General features: G+C 32.3%; 30 protein-coding genes. 20 read left to right on the top strand and 10 right to left on the bottom strand.

Annotation, left to right across the window (positions count from 1 at the left end; translation table 11 throughout):
• The first annotated feature begins 27 nt into the window (after nucleotides 1–27).
• Genes ribB through T478_RS06510 form a run of 5 tightly spaced genes read left to right on the top strand, consistent with a single transcriptional unit; the run spans nucleotide 28 to nucleotide 3,691 of the window.
• Nucleotides 28–702, top strand: coding sequence for a 3,4-dihydroxy-2-butanone-4-phosphate synthase (gene ribB, locus T478_RS06530; protein ID WP_048106238.1), 675 nt, complete (start codon nucleotides 28–30; stop codon nucleotides 700–702).
• A 2-nt stretch (nucleotides 703–704) separates the two neighbouring features.
• The gene (gene ribH, locus T478_RS06525) at nucleotides 705–1,121 is read left to right on the top strand and encodes a 6,7-dimethyl-8-ribityllumazine synthase (protein ID WP_082008746.1); all 417 of its coding nucleotides are present in this window, start codon (nucleotides 705–707) and stop codon (nucleotides 1,119–1,121) included.
• A complete protein-coding gene (locus T478_RS06520) occupies nucleotides 1,118–1,870 on the top strand; it encodes a GTP cyclohydrolase IIa (RefSeq protein WP_048106235.1) in 753 nt (250 codons plus the stop codon). Before ribH ends, T478_RS06520 begins: the two co-directional genes overlap by 4 nt.
• Nucleotides 1,867–3,051 (top strand): amidohydrolase family protein, encoded by a 1,185-nt coding sequence (locus T478_RS06515; RefSeq protein ID WP_048106233.1) that lies wholly within the window; start codon nucleotides 1,867–1,869, stop codon nucleotides 3,049–3,051. Before T478_RS06520 ends, T478_RS06515 begins: the two co-directional genes overlap by 4 nt.
• Nucleotides 3,038–3,691 carry a dihydrofolate reductase family protein gene (locus T478_RS06510; protein WP_048107045.1) on the top strand — a complete coding sequence of 218 codons (654 nt, stop codon included), beginning with the start codon at nucleotides 3,038–3,040 and terminating at the stop codon, nucleotides 3,689–3,691. The genes T478_RS06515 and T478_RS06510 overlap by 14 nt, the downstream gene beginning before the upstream one ends.
• Here the strand turns inward: T478_RS06510 and T478_RS06505 are convergent.
• From T478_RS06505 to T478_RS06490, 4 genes are read right to left on the bottom strand one after another with little or no spacing between them, the layout of a single operon-like run.
• The gene (locus T478_RS06505) at nucleotides 3,688–4,212 is read right to left on the bottom strand and encodes a transcription factor (protein ID WP_048106230.1); all 525 of its coding nucleotides are present in this window, start codon (nucleotides 4,210–4,212) and stop codon (nucleotides 3,688–3,690) included. The two genes, T478_RS06510 and T478_RS06505, sit on opposite strands and share 4 nt — an antisense overlap.
• A gap of 26 nt (nucleotides 4,213–4,238) precedes the next feature.
• A complete protein-coding gene (locus tag T478_RS06500) occupies nucleotides 4,239–4,757 on the bottom strand; it encodes a tRNA (cytidine(56)-2'-O)-methyltransferase (RefSeq protein ID WP_048107043.1) in 519 nt (172 codons plus the stop codon).
• Between the two features lies 1 nt (nucleotide 4,758).
• Nucleotides 4,759–5,829 (bottom strand): GTPase HflX, encoded by a 1,071-nt coding sequence (gene hflX, locus T478_RS06495; protein WP_048106228.1) that lies wholly within the window; start codon nucleotides 5,827–5,829, stop codon nucleotides 4,759–4,761.
• Between the two features lie 8 nt (nucleotides 5,830–5,837).
• Nucleotides 5,838–6,881, bottom strand: a complete 1,044-nt coding sequence (locus tag T478_RS06490) for a phosphate uptake regulator PhoU (protein WP_048106226.1) — start codon at nucleotides 6,879–6,881, stop codon at nucleotides 5,838–5,840.
• A gap of 188 nt (nucleotides 6,882–7,069) precedes the next feature.
• On the opposite strand from T478_RS06490, the gene T478_RS06485 reads away from it, so the two are divergent.
• The 8 genes from T478_RS06485 (at nucleotide 7,070) to T478_RS06450 (ending at nucleotide 12,396) form a co-directional block, all read left to right on the top strand.
• Entirely contained in the window at nucleotides 7,070–7,546 is a 477-nt protein-coding gene (locus tag T478_RS06485; RefSeq protein ID WP_048106224.1) for a PUA domain-containing protein, read from the top strand.
• Nucleotides 7,546–7,899, top strand: coding sequence for a nascent polypeptide-associated complex protein (locus tag T478_RS06480; RefSeq protein ID WP_048106221.1), 354 nt, complete (start codon nucleotides 7,546–7,548; stop codon nucleotides 7,897–7,899). Before T478_RS06485 ends, T478_RS06480 begins: the two co-directional genes overlap by 1 nt.
• A gap of 35 nt (nucleotides 7,900–7,934) precedes the next feature.
• Nucleotides 7,935–8,258 (top strand): hypothetical protein, encoded by a 324-nt coding sequence (locus T478_RS06475; protein WP_048106218.1) that lies wholly within the window; start codon nucleotides 7,935–7,937, stop codon nucleotides 8,256–8,258.
• A gap of 218 nt (nucleotides 8,259–8,476) precedes the next feature.
• On the top strand, nucleotides 8,477–9,022 hold the full coding sequence (locus T478_RS06470) for a RuvC family protein (RefSeq protein ID WP_238573578.1): 546 nt from the start codon (nucleotides 8,477–8,479) through the stop codon (nucleotides 9,020–9,022).
• Nucleotides 9,023–9,191: 169 nt separating this feature from the next.
• Nucleotides 9,192–9,644 (top strand): hypothetical protein, encoded by a 453-nt coding sequence (locus tag T478_RS06465; RefSeq protein ID WP_048106213.1) that lies wholly within the window; start codon nucleotides 9,192–9,194, stop codon nucleotides 9,642–9,644.
• A gap of 76 nt (nucleotides 9,645–9,720) precedes the next feature.
• Nucleotides 9,721–9,993 carry a hypothetical protein gene (locus T478_RS06460; protein WP_052433921.1) on the top strand — a complete coding sequence of 91 codons (273 nt, stop codon included), beginning with the start codon at nucleotides 9,721–9,723 and terminating at the stop codon, nucleotides 9,991–9,993.
• A complete protein-coding gene (locus T478_RS06455; RefSeq protein WP_048106209.1) occupies nucleotides 9,990–11,318 on the top strand; it encodes a UbiD family decarboxylase in 1,329 nt (442 codons plus the stop codon). Before T478_RS06460 ends, T478_RS06455 begins: the two co-directional genes overlap by 4 nt.
• Nucleotides 11,319–11,322: 4 nt before the next feature.
• Complete coding sequence (locus tag T478_RS06450; RefSeq protein ID WP_048106207.1) at nucleotides 11,323–12,396, top strand: zinc-binding dehydrogenase; 1,074 nt, start codon at nucleotides 11,323–11,325, stop codon at nucleotides 12,394–12,396.
• Nucleotides 12,397–12,398: 2 nt separating this feature from the next.
• Here T478_RS06450 and T478_RS07515 read toward each other — a convergent pair whose 3' ends face one another.
• From T478_RS07515 to asd, 4 genes are all read right to left on the bottom strand, one after another.
• Nucleotides 12,399–12,575, bottom strand: coding sequence for a DUF1059 domain-containing protein (locus T478_RS07515; protein ID WP_082008745.1), 177 nt, complete (start codon nucleotides 12,573–12,575; stop codon nucleotides 12,399–12,401).
• A 43-nt stretch (nucleotides 12,576–12,618) separates the two neighbouring features.
• Nucleotides 12,619–13,548: a heme o synthase gene (cyoE, locus tag T478_RS06445; protein WP_048106205.1), complete on the bottom strand. Its 930-nt coding sequence runs from the start codon at nucleotides 13,546–13,548 to the stop codon at nucleotides 12,619–12,621.
• Between the two features lie 39 nt (nucleotides 13,549–13,587).
• On the bottom strand, nucleotides 13,588–14,043 hold the full coding sequence (locus T478_RS06440; RefSeq protein ID WP_048106202.1) for an Lrp/AsnC family transcriptional regulator: 456 nt from the start codon (nucleotides 14,041–14,043) through the stop codon (nucleotides 13,588–13,590).
• Nucleotides 14,044–14,114: 71 nt separating this feature from the next.
• On the bottom strand, nucleotides 14,115–15,188 hold the full coding sequence (gene asd, locus T478_RS06435) for an aspartate-semialdehyde dehydrogenase (protein ID WP_048106199.1): 1,074 nt from the start codon (nucleotides 15,186–15,188) through the stop codon (nucleotides 14,115–14,117).
• A gap of 79 nt (nucleotides 15,189–15,267) precedes the next feature.
• Here asd and hisC point away from each other — a divergent pair, with 79 nt between their 5' ends.
• From hisC to T478_RS06410, 5 genes are read left to right on the top strand one after another with little or no spacing between them, the layout of a single operon-like run.
• Nucleotides 15,268–16,365 carry a histidinol-phosphate transaminase gene (gene hisC / locus T478_RS06430; protein WP_107734671.1) on the top strand — a complete coding sequence of 366 codons (1,098 nt, stop codon included), beginning with the start codon at nucleotides 15,268–15,270 and terminating at the stop codon, nucleotides 16,363–16,365.
• The gene (locus tag T478_RS06425; RefSeq protein WP_238573576.1) at nucleotides 16,350–17,192 is read left to right on the top strand and encodes a cobyric acid synthase; all 843 of its coding nucleotides are present in this window, start codon (nucleotides 16,350–16,352) and stop codon (nucleotides 17,190–17,192) included. Before hisC ends, T478_RS06425 begins: the two co-directional genes overlap by 16 nt.
• On the top strand, nucleotides 17,189–18,160 hold the full coding sequence (locus T478_RS06420; protein WP_048106197.1) for a cobalamin biosynthesis protein: 972 nt from the start codon (nucleotides 17,189–17,191) through the stop codon (nucleotides 18,158–18,160). Before T478_RS06425 ends, T478_RS06420 begins: the two co-directional genes overlap by 4 nt.
• Complete coding sequence (cobS, locus tag T478_RS06415) at nucleotides 18,153–18,878, top strand: adenosylcobinamide-GDP ribazoletransferase (RefSeq protein ID WP_048106196.1); 726 nt, start codon at nucleotides 18,153–18,155, stop codon at nucleotides 18,876–18,878. Before T478_RS06420 ends, cobS begins: the two co-directional genes overlap by 8 nt.
• Nucleotides 18,875–19,459: an NTP transferase domain-containing protein gene (locus T478_RS06410; protein WP_048106195.1), complete on the top strand. Its 585-nt coding sequence runs from the start codon at nucleotides 18,875–18,877 to the stop codon at nucleotides 19,457–19,459. Before cobS ends, T478_RS06410 begins: the two co-directional genes overlap by 4 nt.
• On the opposite strand, the gene T478_RS06405 is transcribed toward T478_RS06410, so the two are convergent.
• On the bottom strand, nucleotides 19,442–19,639 hold the full coding sequence (locus tag T478_RS06405; protein WP_048106193.1) for a 30S ribosomal protein S27e: 198 nt from the start codon (nucleotides 19,637–19,639) through the stop codon (nucleotides 19,442–19,444). The genes T478_RS06410 and T478_RS06405 overlap by 18 nt on opposite strands.
• Complete coding sequence (locus T478_RS06400) at nucleotides 19,636–19,917, bottom strand: 50S ribosomal protein L44e (protein WP_048106181.1); 282 nt, start codon at nucleotides 19,915–19,917, stop codon at nucleotides 19,636–19,638. The genes T478_RS06405 and T478_RS06400 overlap by 4 nt, the downstream gene beginning before the upstream one ends.
• A 73-nt stretch (nucleotides 19,918–19,990) precedes the next feature.
• Here T478_RS06400 and T478_RS06395 point away from each other — a divergent pair, with 73 nt between their 5' ends.
• Together T478_RS06395 and thsB are read left to right on the top strand one after the other, a co-directional pair.
• Nucleotides 19,991–21,763 (top strand): adenine deaminase, encoded by a 1,773-nt coding sequence (locus tag T478_RS06395; RefSeq protein ID WP_238573575.1) that lies wholly within the window; start codon nucleotides 19,991–19,993, stop codon nucleotides 21,761–21,763.
• Between the two features lie 25 nt (nucleotides 21,764–21,788).
• Entirely contained in the window at nucleotides 21,789–23,420 is a 1,632-nt protein-coding gene (thsB, locus tag T478_RS06390; protein WP_048106177.1) for a thermosome subunit beta, read from the top strand.
• Nucleotides 23,421–23,452 lie beyond the last annotated feature (32 nt).

Here is a 23,452-nt window from a genome sequence, read left to right as displayed (position 1 = left end):
ATAATAACAAAAAATCCATTTTTTTTCATGACATTTGATTCTGCCCTTTCATCACTGAAACAAGGTGAATTTGTAATGATTCATGATTCTGATGGCCGTGAAAATGAAATTGATATGGTCGTTGCAGCAGAGTTTGTCACACCTGAACATATAGTTCGAATGAGAAAACATGCTGGTGGTTTACTTTGTCTTGCAATTGATAATTCTCTTGCAGAAAAATTACAGCTAAAATACATGCATAACATGTTATCTGCATCAAATGAACTTGATGAAGAATCCAAAAAAATGATTATGGGGACTGCACCATATGGTGATCATCCAACATTTTCAATTAGTATTAATCATAAACAAACCTATACCGGAATTACAGATAGAGATAGAGCATTAACTATCAAAGAAATGTCCACCTTATACAAAAATGAAAATCCAAAACAATACTTCAATTCTACTTTTAAAACTCCAGGACATGTTCCATTATTGATTGCATCAAATGGCCTTCTTTCTTCTAGAACCGGTCATACTGAAATGTCCGTTTATCTTGCACAGTTAGCAAATCTTTCTCCAATTACTGCCATATGTGAAATGATGGACTCAGAAACATATTCTGCATTGTCAGTTGATAAAGCAGAAAAATATGCAAAAGAAAATGCAATTCCTTTCATTGATGGCAAGGAATTACTTGAATTTTCAAAGGTGAATTAATTTTGAAAATTGCAATAGTGGTAGCAGAATTTAACCAAAAAATCACGTCGCGTATGTATGATGTAGCATTAGAAACTGCAAAGAAACTCAATCTTGATGTAATTCATACCAGTAATGTACCTGGAATTTTTGATATGCCGTTAGTCATTGACAAGTTATTGCAAAGAAGTGATGTTGATGCGGTAGTAACTTTAGGTGCGGTAATCAAAGGTCAAACAAAACATGATGAAGTTATTGCACATTCAACTGCAAGAAACATTGCTAAATTATCAGTTAAACACCAAAAACCTGTATCCCTTGGAATTTCAGGTCCTGGAATGCAAGTAAGACAAGCATATGCAAGAATTAGACCTGTTTCTGAAAATGCAGTCAATGCAGTCTTTAAAGTTCACAATGAAATTAAGGAAATAGAAAAATGATTCAACTAACAATAATGAAAATTACAGGATATGGCCCATGGACACTAACTTTAGGATTTGACCGTGAACATGAATTACAAATGTTACAATCAAAATTATACAATAAACTTCAAGAATTATTCTCAAAGAAAAATTGTCTAGTATTTCTCAATCGTTCTGATGAATACTTTGCAGTCACAAATGGTCTTTCACTTGATGATCATGTAGCAATACAAAAAGAATTAGAGTCATCTTTTGATATCAAACTTTCAATGTCAATTGGCTATGGAGAAAATCCATACGATGCAAATTTAGATGCATATGAAGCAAAAAAATCTCAAAAATTCCTAAATGAACAATATTCTATTTTTGGAACACTAAATGGACATTCAGAACATTCTGTTACTGTAATGCACTTGGATGTCGATGATATAACATCTATAAGAAAAAAGAGCATGTCTCCATATGATACTTCATCATTAATGTTCAAAATTTATTCAAGAATGTCGGAATATTTTCTATCAAAAAATTCACTTACATTTTTCATGGGTGGTGATAATTTCATGGTTGTAACAAACTCTGAATTCAAAACTTTTGCAAAAGATTTCATTCAAATATGTAAAGATGAATTTCAAATTGAACTAAACTGTGGAATAGGTACTGCATCAACTTCTAGAGATGCAGTAAAACTTGCAACAGAATCCCTAGATACAATAAGAGAAATTAGAGATGCAGGAAAAGAAAAACCTGAAATCTATGAATTAAATTGATTCTAAAAAATATTAGCATACTTTATGGAAATGAATTAAAATTAATAGAATCTACTAGTGTACAGATTAAAAATGAAAAATTTCAAAAGATTTCAAAAAACATTTCTTCAAAAGAAAAATCTATTGATTGTTCAAATTTATTATTAATTCCTGGCTTCGTAAATTCTCATACACATATTGCAGATTCAATTGGAAAAGATTTGTCAATTAATGCAGATGTCAATTCAAAAATTCATCCAATGTTTGGATTAAAACAAAAGTTACTCAAAGAAACTCCTAAATCGTCATTATCAAAATATATAAAAAAATCTGCAAAATCAATGATCAAAAAAGGAATTACAACATTTATTGATTTTAGAGAAGGTGGTTTAGACGGTGTATTACTACTAAAATCTGCTTTAGATAATATTCCTATCCGTTGTGTAATTTTAGGAAGAATTGATTATTACAATACAAAAAATGAAATCAAACAAAATCTTTCTTTCCCTAATGAAAATACCAAAAAATTAACTCAATTATTGAAAAACTGTGACGGAATTGGAATCAGTGGAACAAATGAAAATGCTAGTTCAAACCTAAAATCATATTCAAAAACAAAAAAAATTCGTGCAATTCATGCAGCTGAGACACAAGATAGTGTAAATACCTCTAAAAAAATAACTGGAAAAACAGAGGTTCAAAGAGCCATGCTTCTTAATCCATCATTTCTAATTCACATGACTTTTGCAACAAACAATGATTTGAAACTTGCAGCAAAAAATACACGTGGAATTGTTGTTTGTCCTCGCGCAAATTCTGCGTTATCTGAAGGAATTCCTAACATTTCATTAATGCAAAAGTTTGGTTGTAACCTTACAATTGGAACAGATAATGTAATGATTAATTCTCCAGATATTTTTCGAGAAATGGATTATCTATGGAAAGTGACAATGGGTATTTCTCAAGCTAGATTTAATCCAAAAGAGATATTGAAAATGGCTACTGTAAACGCAGGTAAAATGCTAAATCAGAAAATTGGCTGTATCAAAGAAAATTATCTTGCAGATTGTATTTTTATAGACAAAAATTCACTTGATTTGGAACCAATGAATAATGTACATGCATCTATAGTTCATCGCGCTTCTGAAAAATCAATTAAAGCTGTAATGATTGGAGGTGAAATTGTTAGTGGCAAACTCTAAACCAAAAGTTACTCTTAGTGCTGCCATAACTCTTGACGGAAAAATTGGCCAAAAGAATAAACAAATTGTTTTGTCCTCAAAAACTGATAAAATACGAGTCCATAAACTTCGTTCAAAATCTGATGCCATACTTGTTGGTAAAAATACTGTAGAGCAAGATGATCCGCTCTTAACAGTCAGATATGCTAAAGGAAAAAATCCAATTCGAATAATTCTTGATTCCCATGGAACAATCAAGAATAATTCAAAAATAATTAAAACATGTAAACGTGTTCCAACAATAATTGTAACATCTGAAATTATATCAAAACCAAATCTAAATCGCTTACAAAAATTACCTATTGATGTAATTGTATGTGGAAAAACTCAAGTGAACATAACAAAACTGCTATCCATCTTATCAAAAAAGGGAATTAAGACTGTACTATTAGAAGGTGGAGGAACACTAAATCGTTCTTTTTTAAAAAAAAATCTAATTGATGAAATGATTATTGCATTAACTCCTTATGTTTTAGGTTCAAAAAATACTGTTAGTTTGTTTGAAGGAATGTCTTTTCCAGAGCTAAAAACAAAATTGCCTCTAAAATTAAAAAATGTTCAAAAAAGTGGTAATGAAATTATTTTAAATTATAAAATTTAAACTCTCATGTCGCCTTTAATCTGATCAATTTTCTTTGAAAAACTTTTTCTCGTTTTTTCATGTTTTCTAATATCTGTGTCGTCACGTTTTAGAACTTGACCACATGATGGACATTTGAAAAATAATTCCAATGAATTTTCAAATGTTTCTCTTGAACAATCTTCATTTCCACAATGGTAAAAGTCAGAAGAATTTTCGTAATCTAGTCTTTTTTGTAATCTATCGAGAATTTTCTTCTTTTGGTTTTCAATGAAATTCTCAACTTCATCTCTTCTTGAACGCCATCTGTAAACAAACCAACCTTTTCTTTCATCTTTAACACGAACTCCTGTAATCAAACCTTTTCCAAACAAATCATACAACACTCTTCTAACCATGTTAATTCTAAGACCTGTTGAAGAAGCAATTTCTTCGTCTGTTGCATCTTCGGTTTTTAACAAAGATCGAGCAACTTTGAGATATTCATCTCCTCCAATCATTGCTGAAATTTTTACAAAAGGGTCTTCATACTTGTCAACCATATTCTCTCACATTCTCTCCTCTATTTTTACTTTGAAACTACTTTTTTCCCTTTTTTTGTAGGAATTATTGTTCTATCAGAATTATCAAATTTCATATCAAACTGTTTTCCTTTGTGAAGCCTATCCAGAACTATAGCTAATGCACTAATTTCTGAGTGTGGTTGGTTTGAAACTGATACGTTATAGTCAGATTTTTCATAAATTGTTCTAGGCACCTTTTCAGCTCCTACAACAATTAAGATATTTTGATTTTTTCTAATCTCTTTTGCAACATCATCAATTTTCTCTCCATACATTGTCAAATGAACAATTTTGTATTCTTCAATTTTTGATTTTAGGACCTTTTTCCAATCCTCAAAAAATTCCACTTCAAACTCTCCTCCCCAAGTTTTGTTCATTCTTTTAATCGTATTTTCAATCTCAGGATCTACTTCATTCATGTAAATTTTTGATGCTCCAAATGCCCTTGCTACTAGTGCAACGTGTGTTGTTACTCTATCATCACGTATAACTCGCTGTCCAATTCTTAAAACTTCAATTTTCATTTTACTCAGTTTTTCCATAAAATCTTTTTTGCAATATCTGTTTTAGATCTGTTAAATTTTTTCCAGTTAGAGCTGATACATCTAAACAGTTTTCAACTTCGTCAATTTTCAAATTATTCATTACATGTAAAAATTTCTTATCATCTATTGATTCTGATTTATTAAATAGAAAAATCATATTTTTTCTTTCAACACCTAACTCAACTAGTGTTTTATAACAAGTAGAAAATTTCTTTTTCATTAACTCATCGTCGTCTAGTGAATCTATTACTAATAAGATAATATCTGTAAAAATTAATTCTTCTAGTGTTGATTTGAATGCCTCTATCATGTATGCTGGTAATTTACTGATAAAACCTACTGTATCTGTAATTAGTGAAATCTCTCTTCCAAGCTTTAATCTTCTTGTTGTAGTTGTTAGTGTTGTAAATAATTCTGCACTCTTCTCTTTTGTCTCACCTGTTAAATTATTGAATAGAGTAGTTTTTCCTGCTGATGTATATCCTGCTAATGAAATTGTCTTGAATCCTAATCTGTCTCTTCCTTGTCTGTGTAACGCTCTTTGTTTTCCAGCTTTTTCTAATTTCTTTTTAATCACGGTACCTCTATTTTTAATATCATCATAGTATGCGTCAATGTCATACTTTCCAATTCCCATGAAACCAGGTTGTTCTCCACCTTTTGCTAATCTAACTCGTTCTTTGGCTCTTGCTCTTTCATATCTTAATTGTGCTAACTTTACCTGCAGTTTAGATTCTGCACTGCTTGCTCTATTTTCAAAAATTTCTAAAATTAAGGACTCTCTATCGACAATTTCTATCTTTAATTTTGCAGCAAGGCTGTAATTTTGATTTGGCTTCAAAAGTTCATCAAATACTATAACATCTGGCTTTAATTTCTCAAGTTTTTCTTCTAATTCTTCAACCTTTGATTCGGTAATTCCATATTTTCTTTTTTGTAAATCGTCGACTTTTATCGTGTAAAGTACATTGTATTGGGCTGCCTCACATAGTGATTTTGCCTCTAAACTGATATTTTCATTCACATTTGTGATTAAAATGCACGATTTCAAAATTATCTCTAGTTCTTTTTGGTAACTTTCTCAATATTCATGTTTACAACAATTTCGCCAATATCGCTTGCATATTCAGCAATTCTTCGTATATTTTCGGCAATTCTTCTAACTCTGAAAATCTCTGCAGAATTCTTTGATTGCTCTAAGGCTTTTAGAACATCATCTTCATATTTTTTGATATTGTTAGATTCTTTGATTGCATTTTCGGCCTCTAGATAGTCATTTTTGAACAATGCCAAACATGTATTGTCTATGGCTGTTAGTGCAAAATCATTCATTTTTTCAATGTTGGTCATTATCTTACCTTTGATTGGTTTTTTGATATCAATGGCATCTTGGGCTAGGGTAACTGCGTGATCTCCAATTCTTTCTATATTTTTTACAATGACTCGATATCCTAAACAATCTCTGGAATTTTTAAATCCCATCTCTTCAAGCATGTGTTGATTTTCAATGGCTATTGTTAATTGTCTAATAATGTAAAAACCAAATCTATCTACATCATCATCTGAATTGATTACTTCTTGTGCCAGTTCATCATTACCTTCTTTTAATGATAATAGAGCGTCTGTCTGCATGGATTTTGCCATGGATAGCATTCTTTTGAAAGCGCCATCAACTGACAATTCCACTAAATTGATCAATACCTGGACAGTAATTCCATCTGTAGAATCTGCTGTAATCTCAGTTCCCATCAGAACTTTTTTGACAGCATTTCTAATTGCAATTCTATGAGTTGGAGAAATTCGTGTACCTGTTTTTGGTTTTACATTGATTGTTTTTGAGTTCAAAAAGTATAGTGCTATTAGTTTTCTAACTATTGTAGATTTTTCATCCTCTGGAGAAATTATTAGATTTGAAGATTCGTCTACTGAAGTTTTTCCAAAACTAACAGGTTTGACTTCTAATATGGTACTTCCATTTCTTCCAACTGTAACCTGGTCTCCTTGTTTTAGACCTTGATCTTTAATCCAATCTTTTGGCAATGATACGATGTAAGATGATTTTCCTGTAAACTGGATTTTTCTAATTTGGTCTCTATCTGCCATAATCCGGCTTACTATATAGAATTAATAAATATATGGTTTTTTAGGCGATCTATGTGTTTTCCCAAAAATCTAATCTTTTGAGCATCAGAGAAAATAGTATCATTTTGAGTCATTTTTTGTGCCTAACTTCATACTTTTTGTATCATTTTTCACTCAGACTAATATTTACGAAATAATTTTCAAGAGCCATGGACCCATTTGAAAAAATTTCACATTCAGTTGATACATTATTTGGAACCGGAGTATCAAAGAATATTCCAAAGGATATTGATTTCAAAATGTCAAAAAAGACCGGCAGAATTAGAGCCGTTTACCATAACGGTTTGTTGTTATTTACTCCAAGGACAGATGGTGGAATTGCAATGTCGATTTATTGTGCAGAACTGTTTTCAAAAAATAAGAAATTCATCAATGACTATTGCATAGAAGTTGATGCTGATTCAAAGCCATTTGTAGAACAGGGAAAGTCAGTTTTCTGTCAACATGTGAAACGGTGTGGCTCTAAGATAGAAATTGGCTCAGACGTGCCTATATTTTTCAAAAAACAGATAATTGCTGTGGGAAAATCAATCCTTTCTTCAAATATGATTAAGACCCAATCTAGAGGTATGGCGATAAGAGTTCGAGATAGTTTAAAATCTCAGACTGATGGAGATCAATCATAATGATGGGTGGTGGCGGACGTGGCGGAAATCGTCAAATGCGAAGAATGATGGATAAGATGGGCATGGACATGGAAGAGGTCAATAATGTCCAAGAAGTCATAATTAAGACTGACAAAAAAGAGATCATAATTAGTAAACCAGCAGTTACTGAAATGAAGACAAAAGATTCAAGTATTTTTCAGGTAGTGGCTGATTCTTATGAAGAAAAGGAATTAGAGGTTCAAATTTTCAGCGACGAGGATATTTCACTGATATGTCAACAGGCTAATGTGGATGAGGAAGCGGCCAAAAACGCCCTCCAAGAATGTGATGGCGATCTAGCCAGAGCGATCTTACTGCTTACCACAAATTGAAGATTTTAATAATGGAGTGAGAGGTTTAAATCAAAATGAGTCAAAAAGTCGATGGAATAATCAATTCATTATCTGAACTAGAATCTGAAATTGATTCTGTAAATCTTAGTTTGGCTGATATGAAAAAATCACTAAATTCCATTGCCAATAAAGAGATTGAATCTCTTCTAGAACAGACACGAAAAATGGCTACTTCTGAGGCAGAATCCATGATTTCAGAGTCTAAATCTAAAGCAGAATCCGAATCTCAAAAAATCACTCAAGATGGTGAATCAAAAGTTGCCGAAATTCAGCAAAAAATTGATTCCACATTTGATTCTGCAGTAGATAATGCAGTTTCTACAATCCTAAAATCCTAAATTTCCAGTTTACTTAATCAAAGAGTTATCTGTTTTACAGTCATTTTTGACAATTTATGTAGCAATTTTACGCCCAAAAGTACTAAATTTGAAGAAACAGTACACAAGGTATCACTCGTATAGAAAATGCAAAAATTGGAATCGCCACCGAGTATGGAAAACCCTATTTCAAATTATCCAAAATTTTCAAGGAATTAGCAATTCCATTTGATTCCATATTGCCTAGTGAAATTGATGATTTTGACGGCGATCTAGTTGTTACTACTGAAAAAGAGGCTCCAAAACAAATCTCGATGCCAATGTTGTTTGACGAAATTATTAGCAAAGATCCAATTGTTGTAAAAGGGATTATAACAAAAATGCTCAATTCTACAACCAACTCCAGTAAGTTGGTATTAGGAATAGATCCTGGTCAAAGAATTGGTGTTTCTGTAACATATCTGGAAAATGAAATTGCAAGAGCATTTTTCGTTTCTCTTGACAAATTAATTCCTTATTTGATTTCTATTTTAGCAGAATTACCTGCTGCTAGAAAAATTGTAAAAATTGGAAATGGTGATATGAAAACAGCTAACAAAATTCTTCAAATGTTAAATTTACAATTTTGTTCAAAATTTGAAATTGAGTTTGTTGATGAATCAAGTACCACATTAAAAATTAAAAATCATAATCAACGTGGAAAAAGAGACATGTTATCTGCACAATTTATTTCACAAAGAACTGGAAACTCAAAATCTATTTTGCCACTTTCCATTACCGGTTAGTACAAAGTCCGAAAACACAAAGATATTTATATTTAATTTGGTTTTTTTTGAAATTGATCAGTTTTTAAATATAAATCAATAAAAATTTTACATAAAAAACACATTTTTTTGTAAAAAATCACTAGATCCGTTTTATATAGTTGTAATTTCTATAATATATGCAAACAAAATGACATGTAAAGGAATCTGTTCTAGATACAAAGCACAAAAACCAGTCGGAACTGGACGTTATGCATCTGGTCAAAGACGATGTCAGATCTGTGAAATCTTCATTAATTGGGAAGGACTTTGGTGCCCATGTTGCGGTTACCGTTTAAGAACTAAACCACGTAACTTGAAGTACAAGGCTAAACTCAGAGCAAGAGTAGAGGCCGACGCAGCATCTCTAAAAGCCCAAACTGTTGAAGCACCACTAGTTGCAGCAGGAACTGGGGCAGAAGCAGGAGTATCATCTGATTTTGTAAAAACAACATTAGAAACTGCTGTCTCTGAAGGATGGACAAAAACAAAGACCGTTGAAGAACTCAGAAAATCTGAAGAACGTATAACCATCAAAAAAGCAAGAGATCTAGTCAAAGAAGCATTTGAGGCAAAGTCTGAACCGATAGCAATAAAGGCATAATTGAAAAAGTCTTGTTGTGGAACCCGGTTGTAATACGAAGACAATTGCTTACGAGAATCGTACTTTCCTAGTGAACATGCTAAATTTTGAAAATGGTATGATAATTTCTATTTCTGAGAATTCTCTAAAAATTGGCCCAATGCTAATTTCTATTAGCTCTGGGCCTGTACCTTCTACATCTGTTATAATTCCTGCAAAATCCGAAGAACTTTTTCTCAAATTATTATCTGAAAAAATATCCTCTTTTTTAAAAGGAATATGCATTGTTACAGGAAATTTTGAAAAACCATTAGATAATGAAACCACAAAACAATTAATGCATGAAATAGTTGGAGAAATTAAACAATGACTGCAGACCTACGTGAATACATATCAAAATTAAAAAAATCTAAAGAAATTAAGATTATCAAAAAAAAGGTTTCAACAAAATTTGAGATTGCTGGAATTACAGCAAAAGCAGATGGCACCTCTGCTTTACTCTTTGAAAATATCAAACAAAATAATTTCAATCTAGTTAGTAATCTAGTTGGTACACGAAAGCGATTTGCATTAGCAGTAAACTCTAAAGAAAATAAAATTCATGAATCCATTTATTCCTCAATCAAAAAAGCAAAAAAACCAAAAATAACGCCCAAAGGTAAATTCTTTGAAAATACCTCAAAAAATCTATCTGAGCTTCCTATTGTAACACATTTTGAAAAAGAATCTGGACCATTCATTACGTCTGCCATAGTTTATTCACAAAACCATGAATTCAAAACACAGAATTCTGCATTTCACAGATTGATGCCTGTTGATAAAACACATTTCTCGATTAGAATGGTTGAAGGACGCCATTCCCATCGAAATTTCATGAATGCAAAAGAACATGGTGAAGATCTTAAGGTTGCAATTACTGTTGGGGTTCATCCTGCCATATCAATTGCAGGTGCTTATCAAGCTGATTGGGGAAAAGACGAATTACATATCGCCAATTCCTTATTGGGAAACAAATTGACATTAACGAAATGTCCATACACTGGAATGCATGTTCCTTCTGGAACAGAAATTGTTATGGAAGGTAAAATTCTCCAAGATAAGACTGACAAAGAATGGATGGTTGAAATGTTGCGTACATATGATCATCCTAGAGACCAACCACTCTTTGAATTAGAAAAAATGTATTATAGGAATAATCCAATTTTTCATGATATACTTTCTGGATATGGCGAACATCACTTGTTAATGGGAATGCCAATAGAGTCAAAACTTAATGGAATAATAAAGAAAAAATATCCTTCAACTAACCAAGTGGTACTATCTAATGGAGGTTCGCACTGGCTTCATGCTGTAGCACAAATTTCAAAAAAACCTTCAACTAATGTTAAAAAAATAATTAATGAAATTTTTGCATCTCACCGCTCTTTGAAAATGGTTACTATAGTGGATGATGATATTGAACCTTCAAACTCTGAACAGGTTGAATACGCAATGGCAACACGATTTCAGGCTGACAAAGATATGGTATTAATAAAAAATGTGCGTGGTTCTAGTTTGGATCCTTCCAGTAATCAGAAAAAACTCAAAACTGCTAAACTTGGAATTGATGCAACAAGACCCCTTGACAAGAGAAAAGAAGGATTTGAAATCGCAAAAATTCCAAAACTTGATAAAATCTCTCTAGACAATTACTAATAAAATGAAAGCTTTAGTTTATGAAAAATATGCAGAAAATAATGATTTTGAATCAATCTTACAACTAAAAGAAGTTCCTGACCCTGTTCCAAAATCAAATGAAGTATTATTTCGTGTGAAAGCTGCTGCATTAAACTATGATGACATATGGGGAATGCGAGGCAAACCTCTTGCAGTTCCTTTACCACATATCTCTGGCACTGATGCAGCTGGTGAAGTAATTGCAGTTGGTGAAGATGTAAAAAGTATCAAAGTTGGAGATAGAGTTGTTTCACATGGAAACATGTCTTGTCGTGTTTGTTCCAGATGTACTTCTGGAAGAGAATTTGATTGTAAAAAAAGAATAATTTGGGGATTTCAAACAGGACCTCTTTGGGGTGGATACTGTGAAATTGCACATCTACCTGAAATCAATGTCTTAAAAATTCCAGATTCAATTTCTTATGAAGAAGCAGCTGCTACTTCCATGACGCTTTTGACGTCATGGCATATGTTGGTTGGAAGAGCTAAGATCAAACCAGGACAAATTGTTCTTGTAATGGGAGGTAGTTCTGGTGTTGGTATTTTTGGTATTCAAATTGCAAAATTGTATGGTTGCACTGTAATTGCAACTGCAAGTCCAGAAAAACTAGACCAATTAAAGGAACTTGGTGCTGATTATGCAGTAGATCATAGAAAAGAAGACTGGCACAAAGAAGTTTTCAAAATATCAAAAGAACTCGCAAAGGAAAAAGGTGAAGCACCTGGAATTGATGTAATTTTCGAGCATATCGGTGGCTCACATTTTAACAAAGAATTGACACTTTTGAAATATGGCGCAACGATGGTAACGACTGGTGCTACGACTGGTTATGATGTTCCTGCTGATTTACGACAAATATTTTTCAAAGGAATCAACATTTTAGGTTCAACGCAAGGAACTCGTGCTGAATTAGAAGAGGGATTTTATTGGATGGGTCAAGGAAAAATCAAGGTCATAATTGACTCTATTTTCACATTTGAGAATGCTGTTGATGCTCACAATAAAATGCTTAATGGAAAAGGACTAGTTGGAAAGATAATTCTCAAACCTGAATAATCTTATTTTTTATTATATTTATTTTGGAAAATTTGTTTTAGTGATTCATCTGAATACCACAAACCATGCTCTTCATCTACATGTTTTCCAAATTCTCTCATGACATATTCACTATCCTCGCCTCTTGCAACAAAATCACAATCATACCCATAATCTCTGCAGGCTAGCTCAAAAGTCATAGTTTTTTCATAGATGTGGGCTAAAAAAGTGATTCGGTAATCCTTACAGTGCAGAATCAACCATTAATGCAATGAACAATACTGCAAGATATGGACTTGAAAATTTGAACAAAACCCATGATGCTTTTTCAGTTGGTTTTGATACAACCCATGCGCTAAGTGCTACCATCAAAACACCTGATGCTATTGCTGTGTATAGGTAGACTTCACTCATTACCGGTTCACCAGTATCTGTTGTCAAAAAGAATGGAACAATACTGAATACTACCATCATTACTGTAGTTGCAGCAATCACTCTTGCAGATGTTTTTTCAGATAATACTGCAGTCAACATTGGAACTTTTACTTTTTGATAATCATCTCTAAAGTGTAATGTTAATGCCCAAATATGCATTGGAATCCAAATGAATACTAGTCCTGCCATAATTAATCCAAAGTCCCATAATCCAGTTAGTGTTACTGCAGCATAACCAATCATTGCAGGTGCACCTCCCGAAAAACCTCCTAGTATGATGTTAAGCTGACTTTTTCTTTTCAATGCATGACTGTAAATCAAAATATTATCTGCTAAACCAAATACCATGAATATGCCACACCACATTCCATTCCAAAATGAAGTAGTAAATGCAATTCCAAATGCACACGCAATTGAAATTCCTGCCAAAACTAATCCAAAGTCTCTTGCTTTTTCAGCTGGAAAAATTCTTTTACTTGGAATTGGTCTTCCTTTTGTTCTTTCCATCACTTCGTCAATATCTCTATCATGATAATTTGTCAAGGTGTTTGCTGATGCAGAACCTGCTGCTACTCCAAAAAGCATCAAGGCCCAAGTTGCAATTGAGATCTCAATATTGTAGATATTTGATGCTGTGATAGCGGTACCAAATGCGGTAAAAACTAACAAATACCAAATTTTTGGTTTGGTTAGTTCATAGTATGTTTTTATTTTGATTTTGGTAGTAGTTTCTTGCATCTAATCACTCACATTCTCAGAAAAATAAATATCACTCGTTTACTCTGGCATGTAAGGCATTGGTTTTGTCCTTCTTTTCATCTCTATGAAGCTCTCAGAACCCAAAATTCCCTCTATTTTGCCAATTTTCTCTGAAACCACTTTATGCATATCGTTTAATGATTTTGCGTACATTGTAACCATAATATCAAATCTTCCAGTTACCTCTGAAATTTCTCTTACCCCATCAATCTCGAATAAATTATCAATTATGGCATCTCGTCTTTTAGAATCCATATTAATTCCGGTAACTGATTTGACTGAATAACCTAATTCTTTGTCATTAACATCTATTGTATATCTCTGAATTAATTTTTGTTTCAAAAGTCGTTTAATTCTACTATACACTACTGATGAATTGATGTTAATTTTTTCAGATAATTTTGGAACTGATATTGATGCATCATTACTCAATTCTGATAAAATTTTTAAATCAAGTTCATCTATTTTCGCCATTTAATTCACCGGCTCTATAGAAATTACTACCTTTAATAAAGATATTAATGGAAAATTTATAAAATTTTTAACTAAATCTTCTCTTTCTTGTGTAGCATTTCTGCTAATAAGACTGCACCTTTTGCAGAACCCATTTTTTTATTATGTGAGAATAGCATGTACTTTAATCCATTATCAAAAAGTTCTTCTTTTTCAACTCTCCCAATTGAAGTTGTCATACCATCTCCTACTTCTCTTTCCATTCTAGGTTGTGGTCTTGTTGGATCATCGTGGAATGCATAGTATTTTTCTGGTGCAGAAGGTAATCCTGTTACTGAAATATCTTTATTGTAATCGTTGAATGTATCTTTAGCTAGACTAGGATCAATTTCTTTTTCAGTCTCAACAAATACTGATTCTGTATGACCATCAATTACCGGAACTCTTGTACATGTACAACTAACTTTAATGTCTGCATCTTCAATTTTACCATCTTTTAGTTTTCCAAGAATTTTTTTTGTTTCAATTCTTACTTTACCTTCTTCTTTAGGAATATATGGTAAAATATTGTCAGTAATGCCCATTGCTGAAACTCCTGACTTTCCACCACCTGAAATTGCTTGCATTGAAGTCATCATAACTTTCTTAGCACCATATTTCTCAACTAATGGTTTTAATGTAATTACTAAACCTGTGGTTGTGCAGTTTGGTAGTGGTGCAACCCATCCTTTCCAATCTCTATTTTTCTTTTGAACTTCTAATAATTCTGCTTGTTCATCATTGATTCCTGGAATTAAAATTGGTACATCTTCTTCATATCTATAAGCTGAAGATGTAGAAATTACTGGTAAATCTTTTGCAAATTTTGTTTCTATATCTCTTGCAGCTTCAGATTCAACTGCTGAGAAAATCAAATCTAATTCTTGCACGTTAATTTCTTCTACCTTTAGAACTTTCATATTTTTGATATACTCTGGAATTTGTCCGCCAACATCCCATGCAATAATACCGCTGGCATCTCTGATTGCATCAAGATACATTTTTCCTGCTGAACGTTCTGATGCGGCAATTTGGGTTACTTCGAACCATGGATGGTTATCAAGTGATTGTACAAATTCTTGACCTACAGAACCTGTCACACCTATTATGGCAACTCTCTTTTTCATCGATCAAATTTGGTAATTTTCAGTTAATATTCCTTTAGACAAAACCAAAAGAATACTATACTGAATTACTTTATTTCAAATGTTGAAAATAACCCCGAATCCTAATACGGTCAAACATGTACCTGCCGCTCATGGAGGTATATTTTCGATTAAAAATCCAGATGAAAAAATTATTGATTTTAGTTCTAATGTTAATCCATTAGGTTGTCATCCCGGTGTAAAAAAATACCTAAAAAAACAACTAAATCAAATCCATGTTTATCCTGATTCTGAATCAACACGTTTACGTTCAAATCTAAAATGGTTTACCGGATTAAATACATCACAAATTCTTATTGGAAATGGAGCGACTGAATTAATTTATAATTTTTGTAGTGCATTTGTTAATAAAAAAACTAAAGTTTTGATTCCATGTCCAACATTTTCTGAATATGAAAAAGCAGTAGAATTTTCTGGTGGTAAGGTAATTTCATTCAAAACACTAAATCTCAATGTAGATTTTTCAAAGTTTTTAACAAAAATACCTACAAAAGGAGTTGTTTTCATCTGCAACCCAAATAATCCTACTGGTGAAATTTTATCAAAGAAAAATATGGAAAAAATTGTAAAAACTGCTGAAAAAAAATCTAGTCTAGTATTTGTTGATGAAACATTCATTGAACTTGTCCCAGATTCTAATCCATCATTAGTAAAGACTCTGAAATCATATGAAAATTTATTCATTTTACGTTCTTTTACAAAATCTTTTGGATTAGCTGGATTAAGAATTGGGTATGGACTTGGAAGTAAAAAAATAATTGAAGTTTTACAAAGAGTAAAAATTCCTTGGAATGTTAATTATATTGCACAAATGGCAGCAAGTGCTGCATTATGTTACTCTGATTTTCTAGAAAAATCTCAACAAAACATCAAAAAAGAATATTCATTTTTAATCAACGCTTTATCAAAAATTGATTGGTTATCATATTATCCTTCTTCTACAAATTTCATTTTAATTAAAACAAAAATTAATTCAAAAAAACTCCAAAAAAAATTACTTAAGAAAAATATTCTTGTTAGAGATTGTAGTACATTTTGTGGTCTTGATGAAAATTATATTCGAATCGCCGTAAAAAATAGAATTCAAAATAAATTACTACTAGAAGCACTTGGAGAAATAAAATGGCCAAATCATTAATGATACAGGGCACATCTTCTGGTGCTGGTAAAACAATTCTTGTTACTGCTCTTTGTAGAATTTTTTCAGATTTAGGATATACTGTATCCCCATTCAAGTCACAAAACATGTCTAATTTCTCATATATTGAGAAAAATTTTGAAATTTCTAGAGCACAGGCAATACAGGCAGTTGCTGCACGTACCGATATTACTCCTGATCAAAACCCAATATTGCTAAAACCGTTAGGAAATTATCGTAGTTCCATATTTGTGAATGGAAAATTCTTTAAAAAAATGCATGCTAGTGATTATTACGAAAATTTTGCTCTTAAGACAGGCCTAAAAACCTCAATGAATTCTTTTAACAAACTTTCAGAATCACATGAAATTGTTTTCCTTGAAGGCGCAGGTTCCCCTGCTGAAATTAATTTGCAGAAATTTGATATTACTAATATGAAAATTGCTCAAAAAACAAAATCACCTGTATTGTTAGTTACTGACATTGAAAGAGGTGGAGCATTTGCAAGTATCGTAGGAACAATGGAATTAATCGAAAAAAAATATCAAAAACTAGTTGAAGGATTTATCATAAACAAATTTCGAGGTGACATTGAAATTTTAAAACCTGGATATAGAAAATTAAAACAAAAAACGGGATTACCTGTTTTAGGTACAATACCTATGACTGATTTTACAATACCTGATGAAGATTCTATTGGAAATTCGCCCAAAAAATTGAACTGGAATTCTTCAAATTTGAAAAAATTAGACTCTGAAATTAATAAAATTTCCAAAGTTGTAAAGTCAAGTCTTAATATCCGTCAAGTGGAGAAACTTTTGAAATGATTCTCGAATCTATTCTTGTAATTGGATTTGCAATTTTACTAGACCTTCTTTTTGGTGATCCAAAAAATCGTTTTCACCCTACTGCTTGGATTGGTATTTTGATAGGAAATATTACAACTCGAATGAAAAATGAAAATCATAATCTAGAAAAACTTGGGGGAATTTTTATTGTTTTAATCCCTGTCTGCATATCTATTGTTGTTCTATCGGGTTTGGACTATAGTATTGATCTAATTAGTGTTGAATCTTTGTCTATTTTGATTTCTATCATCACTGGAATAGTGTTATTCAAAATGACCATCGCAATAAAAGGAATGGAAAGACATGCTTTAGCTGTATTAGATTCCATTCAAAAAAATGATCTAACTCAAGCAAGAACAAATCTTTCAATGATTGTGAAGAGAAATACAAAAAATTTAGATAAAAATCACATACTATCAGGAACATTAGAGAGTCTAAGTGAAAATATTGTTGATGGAATAACTGGTCCGATGTTTTACTTTGCAATATTTGGTCTACCTGGAGCATTTGTATACAGAATTGTAAATACCGTCGATTCTATGGTTGGTTACAAAACTCAAATGTTTAAGAATCTAGGTTGGTTTGGTGCAAACTGTGATAATGTCTTAAACTACATACCTTCAAGATTAACTGGTTTAACAATTGTACTTGGCTCTATGTTATTGGGTCATGATTGGAAAAATTGTTATGAAATTTTCAAACGTGATGGCAAAAAAACTGATAGTCCTAATGCGGGATACCCTATGGCTGCTTTTGCAGGTGCGCTAGGTACAAAATTTGAAAAACTTGAACACTATTCATTGGGAACTGGTGAATATGAAATCACTTCAAAAAAAGTCAAGGATGCAATTTCTTTAATGAAGGTTACATCACTGCTCTTCTTTGGAATTGTATCTATTCCTATTATCCTGTTAATTTCATTTGTGGAGTTGATTTTATTTGCTTAAACAAATCGGTTCTGTTTTTTCATTTTTGACAATCATACCAACGTCTAATTCTGATCTTAATTCAATTGCAAAAAACATGTATCTTTTTCCAATTGTTGGAATTGTAATTGGACTTGTCATTGGAAGTTTAGGTTATGGATTATCATTATACTTAGAACCACTTGTCGTATCTTTGGTTGTTGTTGCATCCCTTGCAGTAATTACTGGAATCCATCATACTGATGGTCTTGCTGATTTTGCAGACGGTTTAATGACTAAAGGAACAAAAGAAAAAAAACGCAAAGCAATGAAGGACCTTTCGGTAGGATCTGCTGGAATATTCTCAATAGTGTTGTATGCGATAGGCGTAATCATTGCATTATCACTTAGTAGCGGAATGGAGCTATTCAAAATCATATTACTTAGTGAAATAATGGCAAAATTTTCAATGGTTTTGATGGCCGGATTGGGAAATTCTGCATCAATAGGTTCAAACTCTCCATTCATGGATTCTATGAAAGACAAAAAACGGTTATTGGTAGCCGGTATTATCACGATTATCCCTTTCATCATACTTGGCGAAATGAATGGCTTCATAGTTTTTGCATCAGGAATTGTTCTTACAATGTTTCTAGTTGGATTATCTACGAAAAGTTTTGGTGGAATTACTGGTGATGTGATGGGTGCAAGTAATGAATTAACAAGACTATCATCATTACTAATTTTTGTTTCATTATGATTGGTCTTGTCATGGCTGGTGGAAAAGGAACCAGAATGCAAAGCGATAAAGAAAAATTATTACTAGAATACAAAAAACCACTTGTTTTACATGTTGTTGATGCATTGAAAAATTCAAATTGTTTTGAAAAAATTATTGCTGTTACTAGTCCAAATTCTCCTCAAACACAAAAAATTCTCATAGAGAATGATGTAAAAATTATTGAAACTTTGGGAGATAACTTTGTAACAGATCTCAATTCTATCTTGAAAAAATTAGATGATTATGTATTTGTCACATCTGGTGATTTGCCTCTTTTAGATGAAAATATAGTGAAACAGATAGTTTCTGCTTCAAATCCAAAGAAAATATGGACTAGTGTTGTTACCACAAAATCATTTCAATCATCTCTAAATCTGGAACCCGAATGTCTTATCTCACTAAATGAAGAAGAACATGTGCACACTGGTATTTCTGTTGTAAATGCAACTCAAATTAAAAATTTTGATTCTGTAGAAGAAGATTATCTAATAATTAATGATAAACGTGTATGTTTGAATATAAATACAAAAACTGATTTTGAATTACTCGGCAGCCTCTAAAACTTTACCATTTATCTGAGCAATTGAGCCTGTTGCTTTTGATAAGACATTTCCACATGAATTACAAATTACTTGCGTAGAACTATGTGAATAAACAATTTGTTCTGATTCACATTCATGACATTTTACTTTGTTAAATTTACTACTTGGTTCTGGAACCAAAACGTGATCTTTCTTCATGCTGCTATCAACTCGAACTTTCTAATTCTAATTCCTTTATTCATCATTTTCTTTTTACATGTTGTACATGTTTCAATTAGTGTAACTTTTTTAGTAGTTTTTGCAGGTTTTGCAAGTTTTGGGAATTTCTGTCCGCCATAACCTTTCTTTCTTAAAGCATGTCTTCTTTCACCTGCTGCTGAACCTCTTCTTTTTCCAGCTTTGTAAATAGAGACCTTCATTGTTTGATGACTTTTACATTTTGGACAATAGGATCTAGTCTCTTTTGGTAAATTCATAGTATTGTGCCTCGGTGACCGTAATTTAAACATCGCTTCAACGTATAATAATATCTGAGGCTAGCATTGAGATATGCACACAAAACTTTCTTCAACATTATCTGAAATTAATTCTGTGTCTGTGGGTGATGATTATGCAGATCTAATTTTGCAAAATTGCTCACTAATCAATGTCTATACAAATGAAATTCAGGAAAAAATTCAGATATCTATCAAAAACGATAGAATTGCATTTGTTGGTGAAGATGCATCTCACACACTTGGTCCAAAGACCAAAGTTCTAGATGTAAAAAATAAACATGTTTGTCCAAGTTTTGTAGATCCTCACATACACATTGATCATTTTGTAACTCCTGCAGAATTTGTAAAAAAATCATTACTACATGGCGTAACTTCACTTTTCCCAGATTCTATTGACATTGTGAGCGTCTGTGGATATCGTGGTTTTAAGGAATTTTTACGACAAACAGAAAATCTACCAATGAGATTTTTTCATACTATTCCTGGTGGCTTACCTGTTGACAGAAAATTCAGTCATGGAAAAACTCTCAGTATTAAAGAAGAAAAACAAGCAATTGATTTGCGGTCTGTTGTTGGATTAGGAGAAGTGTTTTCTTGGACAAAAGTTACAAAGCGAGATCCTAAAACAATCAAGTCATTAAAACAAATGCATGAAAATAATTGCATAATTAATGGTCATACCGCTGGTGCAAGTGGGAAAAAATTAAATTCGTACATTGCATCAGGAATTTTTTCGTGTCATGAACCAATAAACTATGATCAAGTGTTAGAACGACTACGTCTTGGAATGTGGGTAATGATTAGAGAAGGTTCAATTCGTAGAGACTTGAAAGAAATTGTTCCACTTGTATTATCTAAAAAAATATACAACAATAGATTGATGTTTTGTTCTGACGGTGTAGATCCTTTTGATATATCTAACATAGGTCATATTGATCATTGTGTTAGAGAATCTATAAAACTTGGAATGAATCCAATTGATGCTATTTCTATAGCATCAAGAAACTGTTTTGATTATTATAAAATGGGAAGTGATTTTGGTGGAATCGGTCCTGGAAAAGTTGCAGACATTTTAATTTTAGATGATTACAAAAAAATAAAAATTAACAAAGTAATTCTAGGTGGAAAAATTGTTGTTTCTAATGGAAAAATTGTTGCAAAAATTCATACACCTAAAGTACCAACTTGGATGAAAAAAACAGTCAAGATTCCAAAACTACAACCAAAAAGTTTCAATGTTACTTCGAAAAACAATGTTGAAACTGTGAATATAATTTTAATGAGAACTGAAATTGTTACAAAAAAAAGTTCAGCCGACTTGGATGTTACAAACTCGAATGTTACTGCTTCATATGACAAAGATATTTGGAAGGTTGCTGCATTGGATAGAACATTTGGAAGCAAAACTAAGACTGTTGGATTTTTAGAAAATTTTGGTGCTGATATTGGTGCATTTGCATCTACATGGAGTTTTCATGAAAATGATATGATAGTTATTGGTTCAAATGAAAGTGACATGGCTGATGCATGTAACAAGCTTACTAAATCACAAGGAGGTTTAATCGTTGTAAAAGATGGAAAAACATTAGCATCTCTGCCATTTCAATTAGGAGGAATACTCTCAACTGATCCGATTGATAAGGTGACAAAAAACTTTACAAAAATTAATGATGTTTTAGTTGATTCTGGTTGTAAATTCAAGAAACCTCACCTAATGCCATTATTCCTACCTTTCTTGGCATTACCAGATATCCGAATTCTGTACAGTGGCATAGTAGATGTAAAATCCAGACAATTCATCCCCACGATCCAAACTAAACTATAAAAAGGGAATTCAAGGAAAAATATCCGTGGCCTCAATACAACAAACACCAAATGGACCTGTTTTAGTCCTAAAAGAAAGCGCTTTACAGGAAAAAGGTAAAGACGCTCAGAAAAACAATATCATGGCTGCAAAAATGGTTGCAGATATTGTTAAATCAAGTTTAGGTCCTCGTGGACTTGACAAAATGCTTGTTGATTCTCTAGGTGACGTTACAATTACAAATGATGGTGCAACAATTCTAAAAGAAATTGATGCACAACATCCAGCTGCTAAAATGATGATTGAAATTTCAAAAACTATTGATACTGAAGTTGGTGATGGAACAACATCATCTGTTATTTTTGCTGGAACATTATTGGCAAAAGCAGAAGAATTACTAAAAAAAGATGTGCACTCTTCAGTTATCATTGAAGGATTTCAAGCTGCATCTGAAAAAGCATTAGAAGTTTTAGCAGAAATTTCTAAAAAAGTTACCGCAGATGATAGAGAGACATTATTAAAAATTGCAAGTACAAGTATGGAATCAAAATTAATTTCTGAAGATAGTGAACCTCTATCAAAAATTGTTGTTGATTCAATCATGAGCATAACTGAAACAAGAGATAACAAAGCATCTATTGATCTTGATAATCTTAAAGTTGAGAAAAAGGCTGGTGGTTCAATTCAAGATACTGCATTGATTAAAGGAATTGTTTTGGATAAAGAAGTTGTACACTCTGGCATGCCAACAAAAATTCAACAAGCAAAAATTGCTTTACTTAACACTGCAATGGAAGTTGAAAAAACAGAGATGAGTGCAGAAATTAGAATTAATGATCCAACACAAATGCAAATGTTTCTTGAAGAAGAAAATAGAATGATCAAAACAATGGTCGATAAAATTCATTCAATTGGTGCAAACGTTGTCATCTGCCAAAAAGGAATTGATGACATGGCACAACATTTCTTATCAAAACATGGAATCTTAGCTGTTAGACGTGTAAAAGAAAGTGACATGACAAAACTTGCAAAGGCAACAGGTGGACGTATTACTTCTAACATTGAAGATATTTCTGAAAAAGATTTAGGTGGTGCAAACTTGGTACAACAAAAGAAAGTTGAATCTGATAAATGGGTTTTCATTGAAGGATGTAAAAACCCACAGTCTGTAACATTACTAATTCGCGGTGGTTCTCAACGTGTAGTTGATGAAGTAGACCGCTCAATACATGACTCATTAATGGTTGTTAAAGATGTAATTGAAAAACCAGAAATTGTTGCAGGTGGTGGAGCACCAGAAGCATTACTTGCATCATTTTTGAAAGACTGGTCAGAACGATTTGAAGGAAGACAGCAGTTAGCAATTAACAAGTTTGCAGAAGCATTAGAAATTATTCCATTAACAATTGCAGAAAATGCAGGTATGGATCCAATTGATACTATGGTTAAGTTACGTGCAAGACAAAGTGAAGGGAAGAAATGGAGCGGAATTAATGCAAAAGAAGGAAGAGTAGCTGATATGCTAACTCAAAATATTGTTGAACCAGTTGTAGTTAAAGAACAAATTATCAAATCTGCGACAGAGGCTGCATCAATGATTCTCAGAATCGATGATGTAATTGCTATTTCAGGCGGCTCAGGCGGCGGTATGCCTCCTGGAATGCCTCCAATGGGATAGACTTTTGAAAAAGCGGTTCTAGCAATAAAAAA

The sequence above is a fragment of the Candidatus Nitrosopelagicus brevis genome (assembly GCF_000812185.1).
In the GTDB taxonomy this organism is placed as follows: Archaea; Thermoproteota; Nitrososphaeria; order Nitrososphaerales; family Nitrosopumilaceae; genus Nitrosopelagicus; species Nitrosopelagicus brevis.
Note: the sequence above shows the minus strand (reverse complement) of the source record. Positions and strands in the feature narration are given on the sequence as shown.

Bases quoted from the DNA above. Each gene is read 5' to 3' on its own strand.
- T478_RS06480 (WP_048106221.1), top strand. From the start codon at position 7,546: ATGATGGGTGGTGGCGGACGTGGCGGAAATCGTCAAATGCGAAGAATG.
- T478_RS06475 (WP_048106218.1), top strand. From the start codon at position 7,935: ATGAGTCAAAAAGTCGATGGAATAATCAATTCATTATCTGAACTAGAA.
- T478_RS06505 (WP_048106230.1), bottom strand. From the start codon at position 4,212: ATGGTTGACAAGTATGAAGACCCTTTTGTAAAAATTTCAGCAATGATT.
- T478_RS06490 (WP_048106226.1), bottom strand. From the start codon at position 6,881: ATGGCAGATAGAGACCAAATTAGAAAAATCCAGTTTACAGGAAAATCA.
- T478_RS06485 (WP_048106224.1), top strand. From the start codon at position 7,070: ATGGACCCATTTGAAAAAATTTCACATTCAGTTGATACATTATTTGGA.
- ribB (WP_048106238.1), top strand. From the start codon at position 28: ATGACATTTGATTCTGCCCTTTCATCACTGAAACAAGGTGAATTTGTA.
- T478_RS06400 (WP_048106181.1), bottom strand. From the start codon at position 19,917: ATGAATTTACCAAAAGAGACTAGATCCTATTGTCCAAAATGTAAAAGT.
- T478_RS06440 (WP_048106202.1), bottom strand. From the start codon at position 14,043: ATGGCGAAAATAGATGAACTTGATTTAAAAATTTTATCAGAATTGAGT.
- T478_RS06520 (WP_048106235.1), top strand. From the start codon at position 1,118: ATGATTCAACTAACAATAATGAAAATTACAGGATATGGCCCATGGACA.
- T478_RS06465 (WP_048106213.1), top strand. From the start codon at position 9,192: ATGACATGTAAAGGAATCTGTTCTAGATACAAAGCACAAAAACCAGTC.
- asd (WP_048106199.1), bottom strand. From the start codon at position 15,188: ATGAAAAAGAGAGTTGCCATAATAGGTGTGACAGGTTCTGTAGGTCAA.
- T478_RS06420 (WP_048106197.1), top strand. From the start codon at position 17,189: ATGATTCTCGAATCTATTCTTGTAATTGGATTTGCAATTTTACTAGAC.
- T478_RS06455 (WP_048106209.1), top strand. From the start codon at position 9,990: ATGACTGCAGACCTACGTGAATACATATCAAAATTAAAAAAATCTAAA.
- T478_RS06395 (WP_238573575.1), top strand. From the start codon at position 19,991: ATGCACACAAAACTTTCTTCAACATTATCTGAAATTAATTCTGTGTCT.
- T478_RS06450 (WP_048106207.1), top strand. From the start codon at position 11,323: ATGAAAGCTTTAGTTTATGAAAAATATGCAGAAAATAATGATTTTGAA.
- T478_RS07515 (WP_082008745.1), bottom strand. From the start codon at position 12,575: ATGACTTTTGAGCTAGCCTGCAGAGATTATGGGTATGATTGTGATTTT.
- T478_RS06425 (WP_238573576.1), top strand. From the start codon at position 16,350: ATGGCCAAATCATTAATGATACAGGGCACATCTTCTGGTGCTGGTAAA.
- T478_RS06500 (WP_048107043.1), bottom strand. From the start codon at position 4,757: ATGAAAATTGAAGTTTTAAGAATTGGACAGCGAGTTATACGTGATGAT.
- cyoE (WP_048106205.1), bottom strand. From the start codon at position 13,548: ATGCAAGAAACTACTACCAAAATCAAAATAAAAACATACTATGAACTA.
- T478_RS06410 (WP_048106195.1), top strand. From the start codon at position 18,875: ATGATTGGTCTTGTCATGGCTGGTGGAAAAGGAACCAGAATGCAAAGC.
- T478_RS06460 (WP_052433921.1), top strand. From the start codon at position 9,721: ATGCTAAATTTTGAAAATGGTATGATAATTTCTATTTCTGAGAATTCT.
- T478_RS06405 (WP_048106193.1), bottom strand. From the start codon at position 19,639: ATGAAGAAAGATCACGTTTTGGTTCCAGAACCAAGTAGTAAATTTAAC.
- hisC (WP_107734671.1), top strand. From the start codon at position 15,268: ATGTTGAAAATAACCCCGAATCCTAATACGGTCAAACATGTACCTGCC.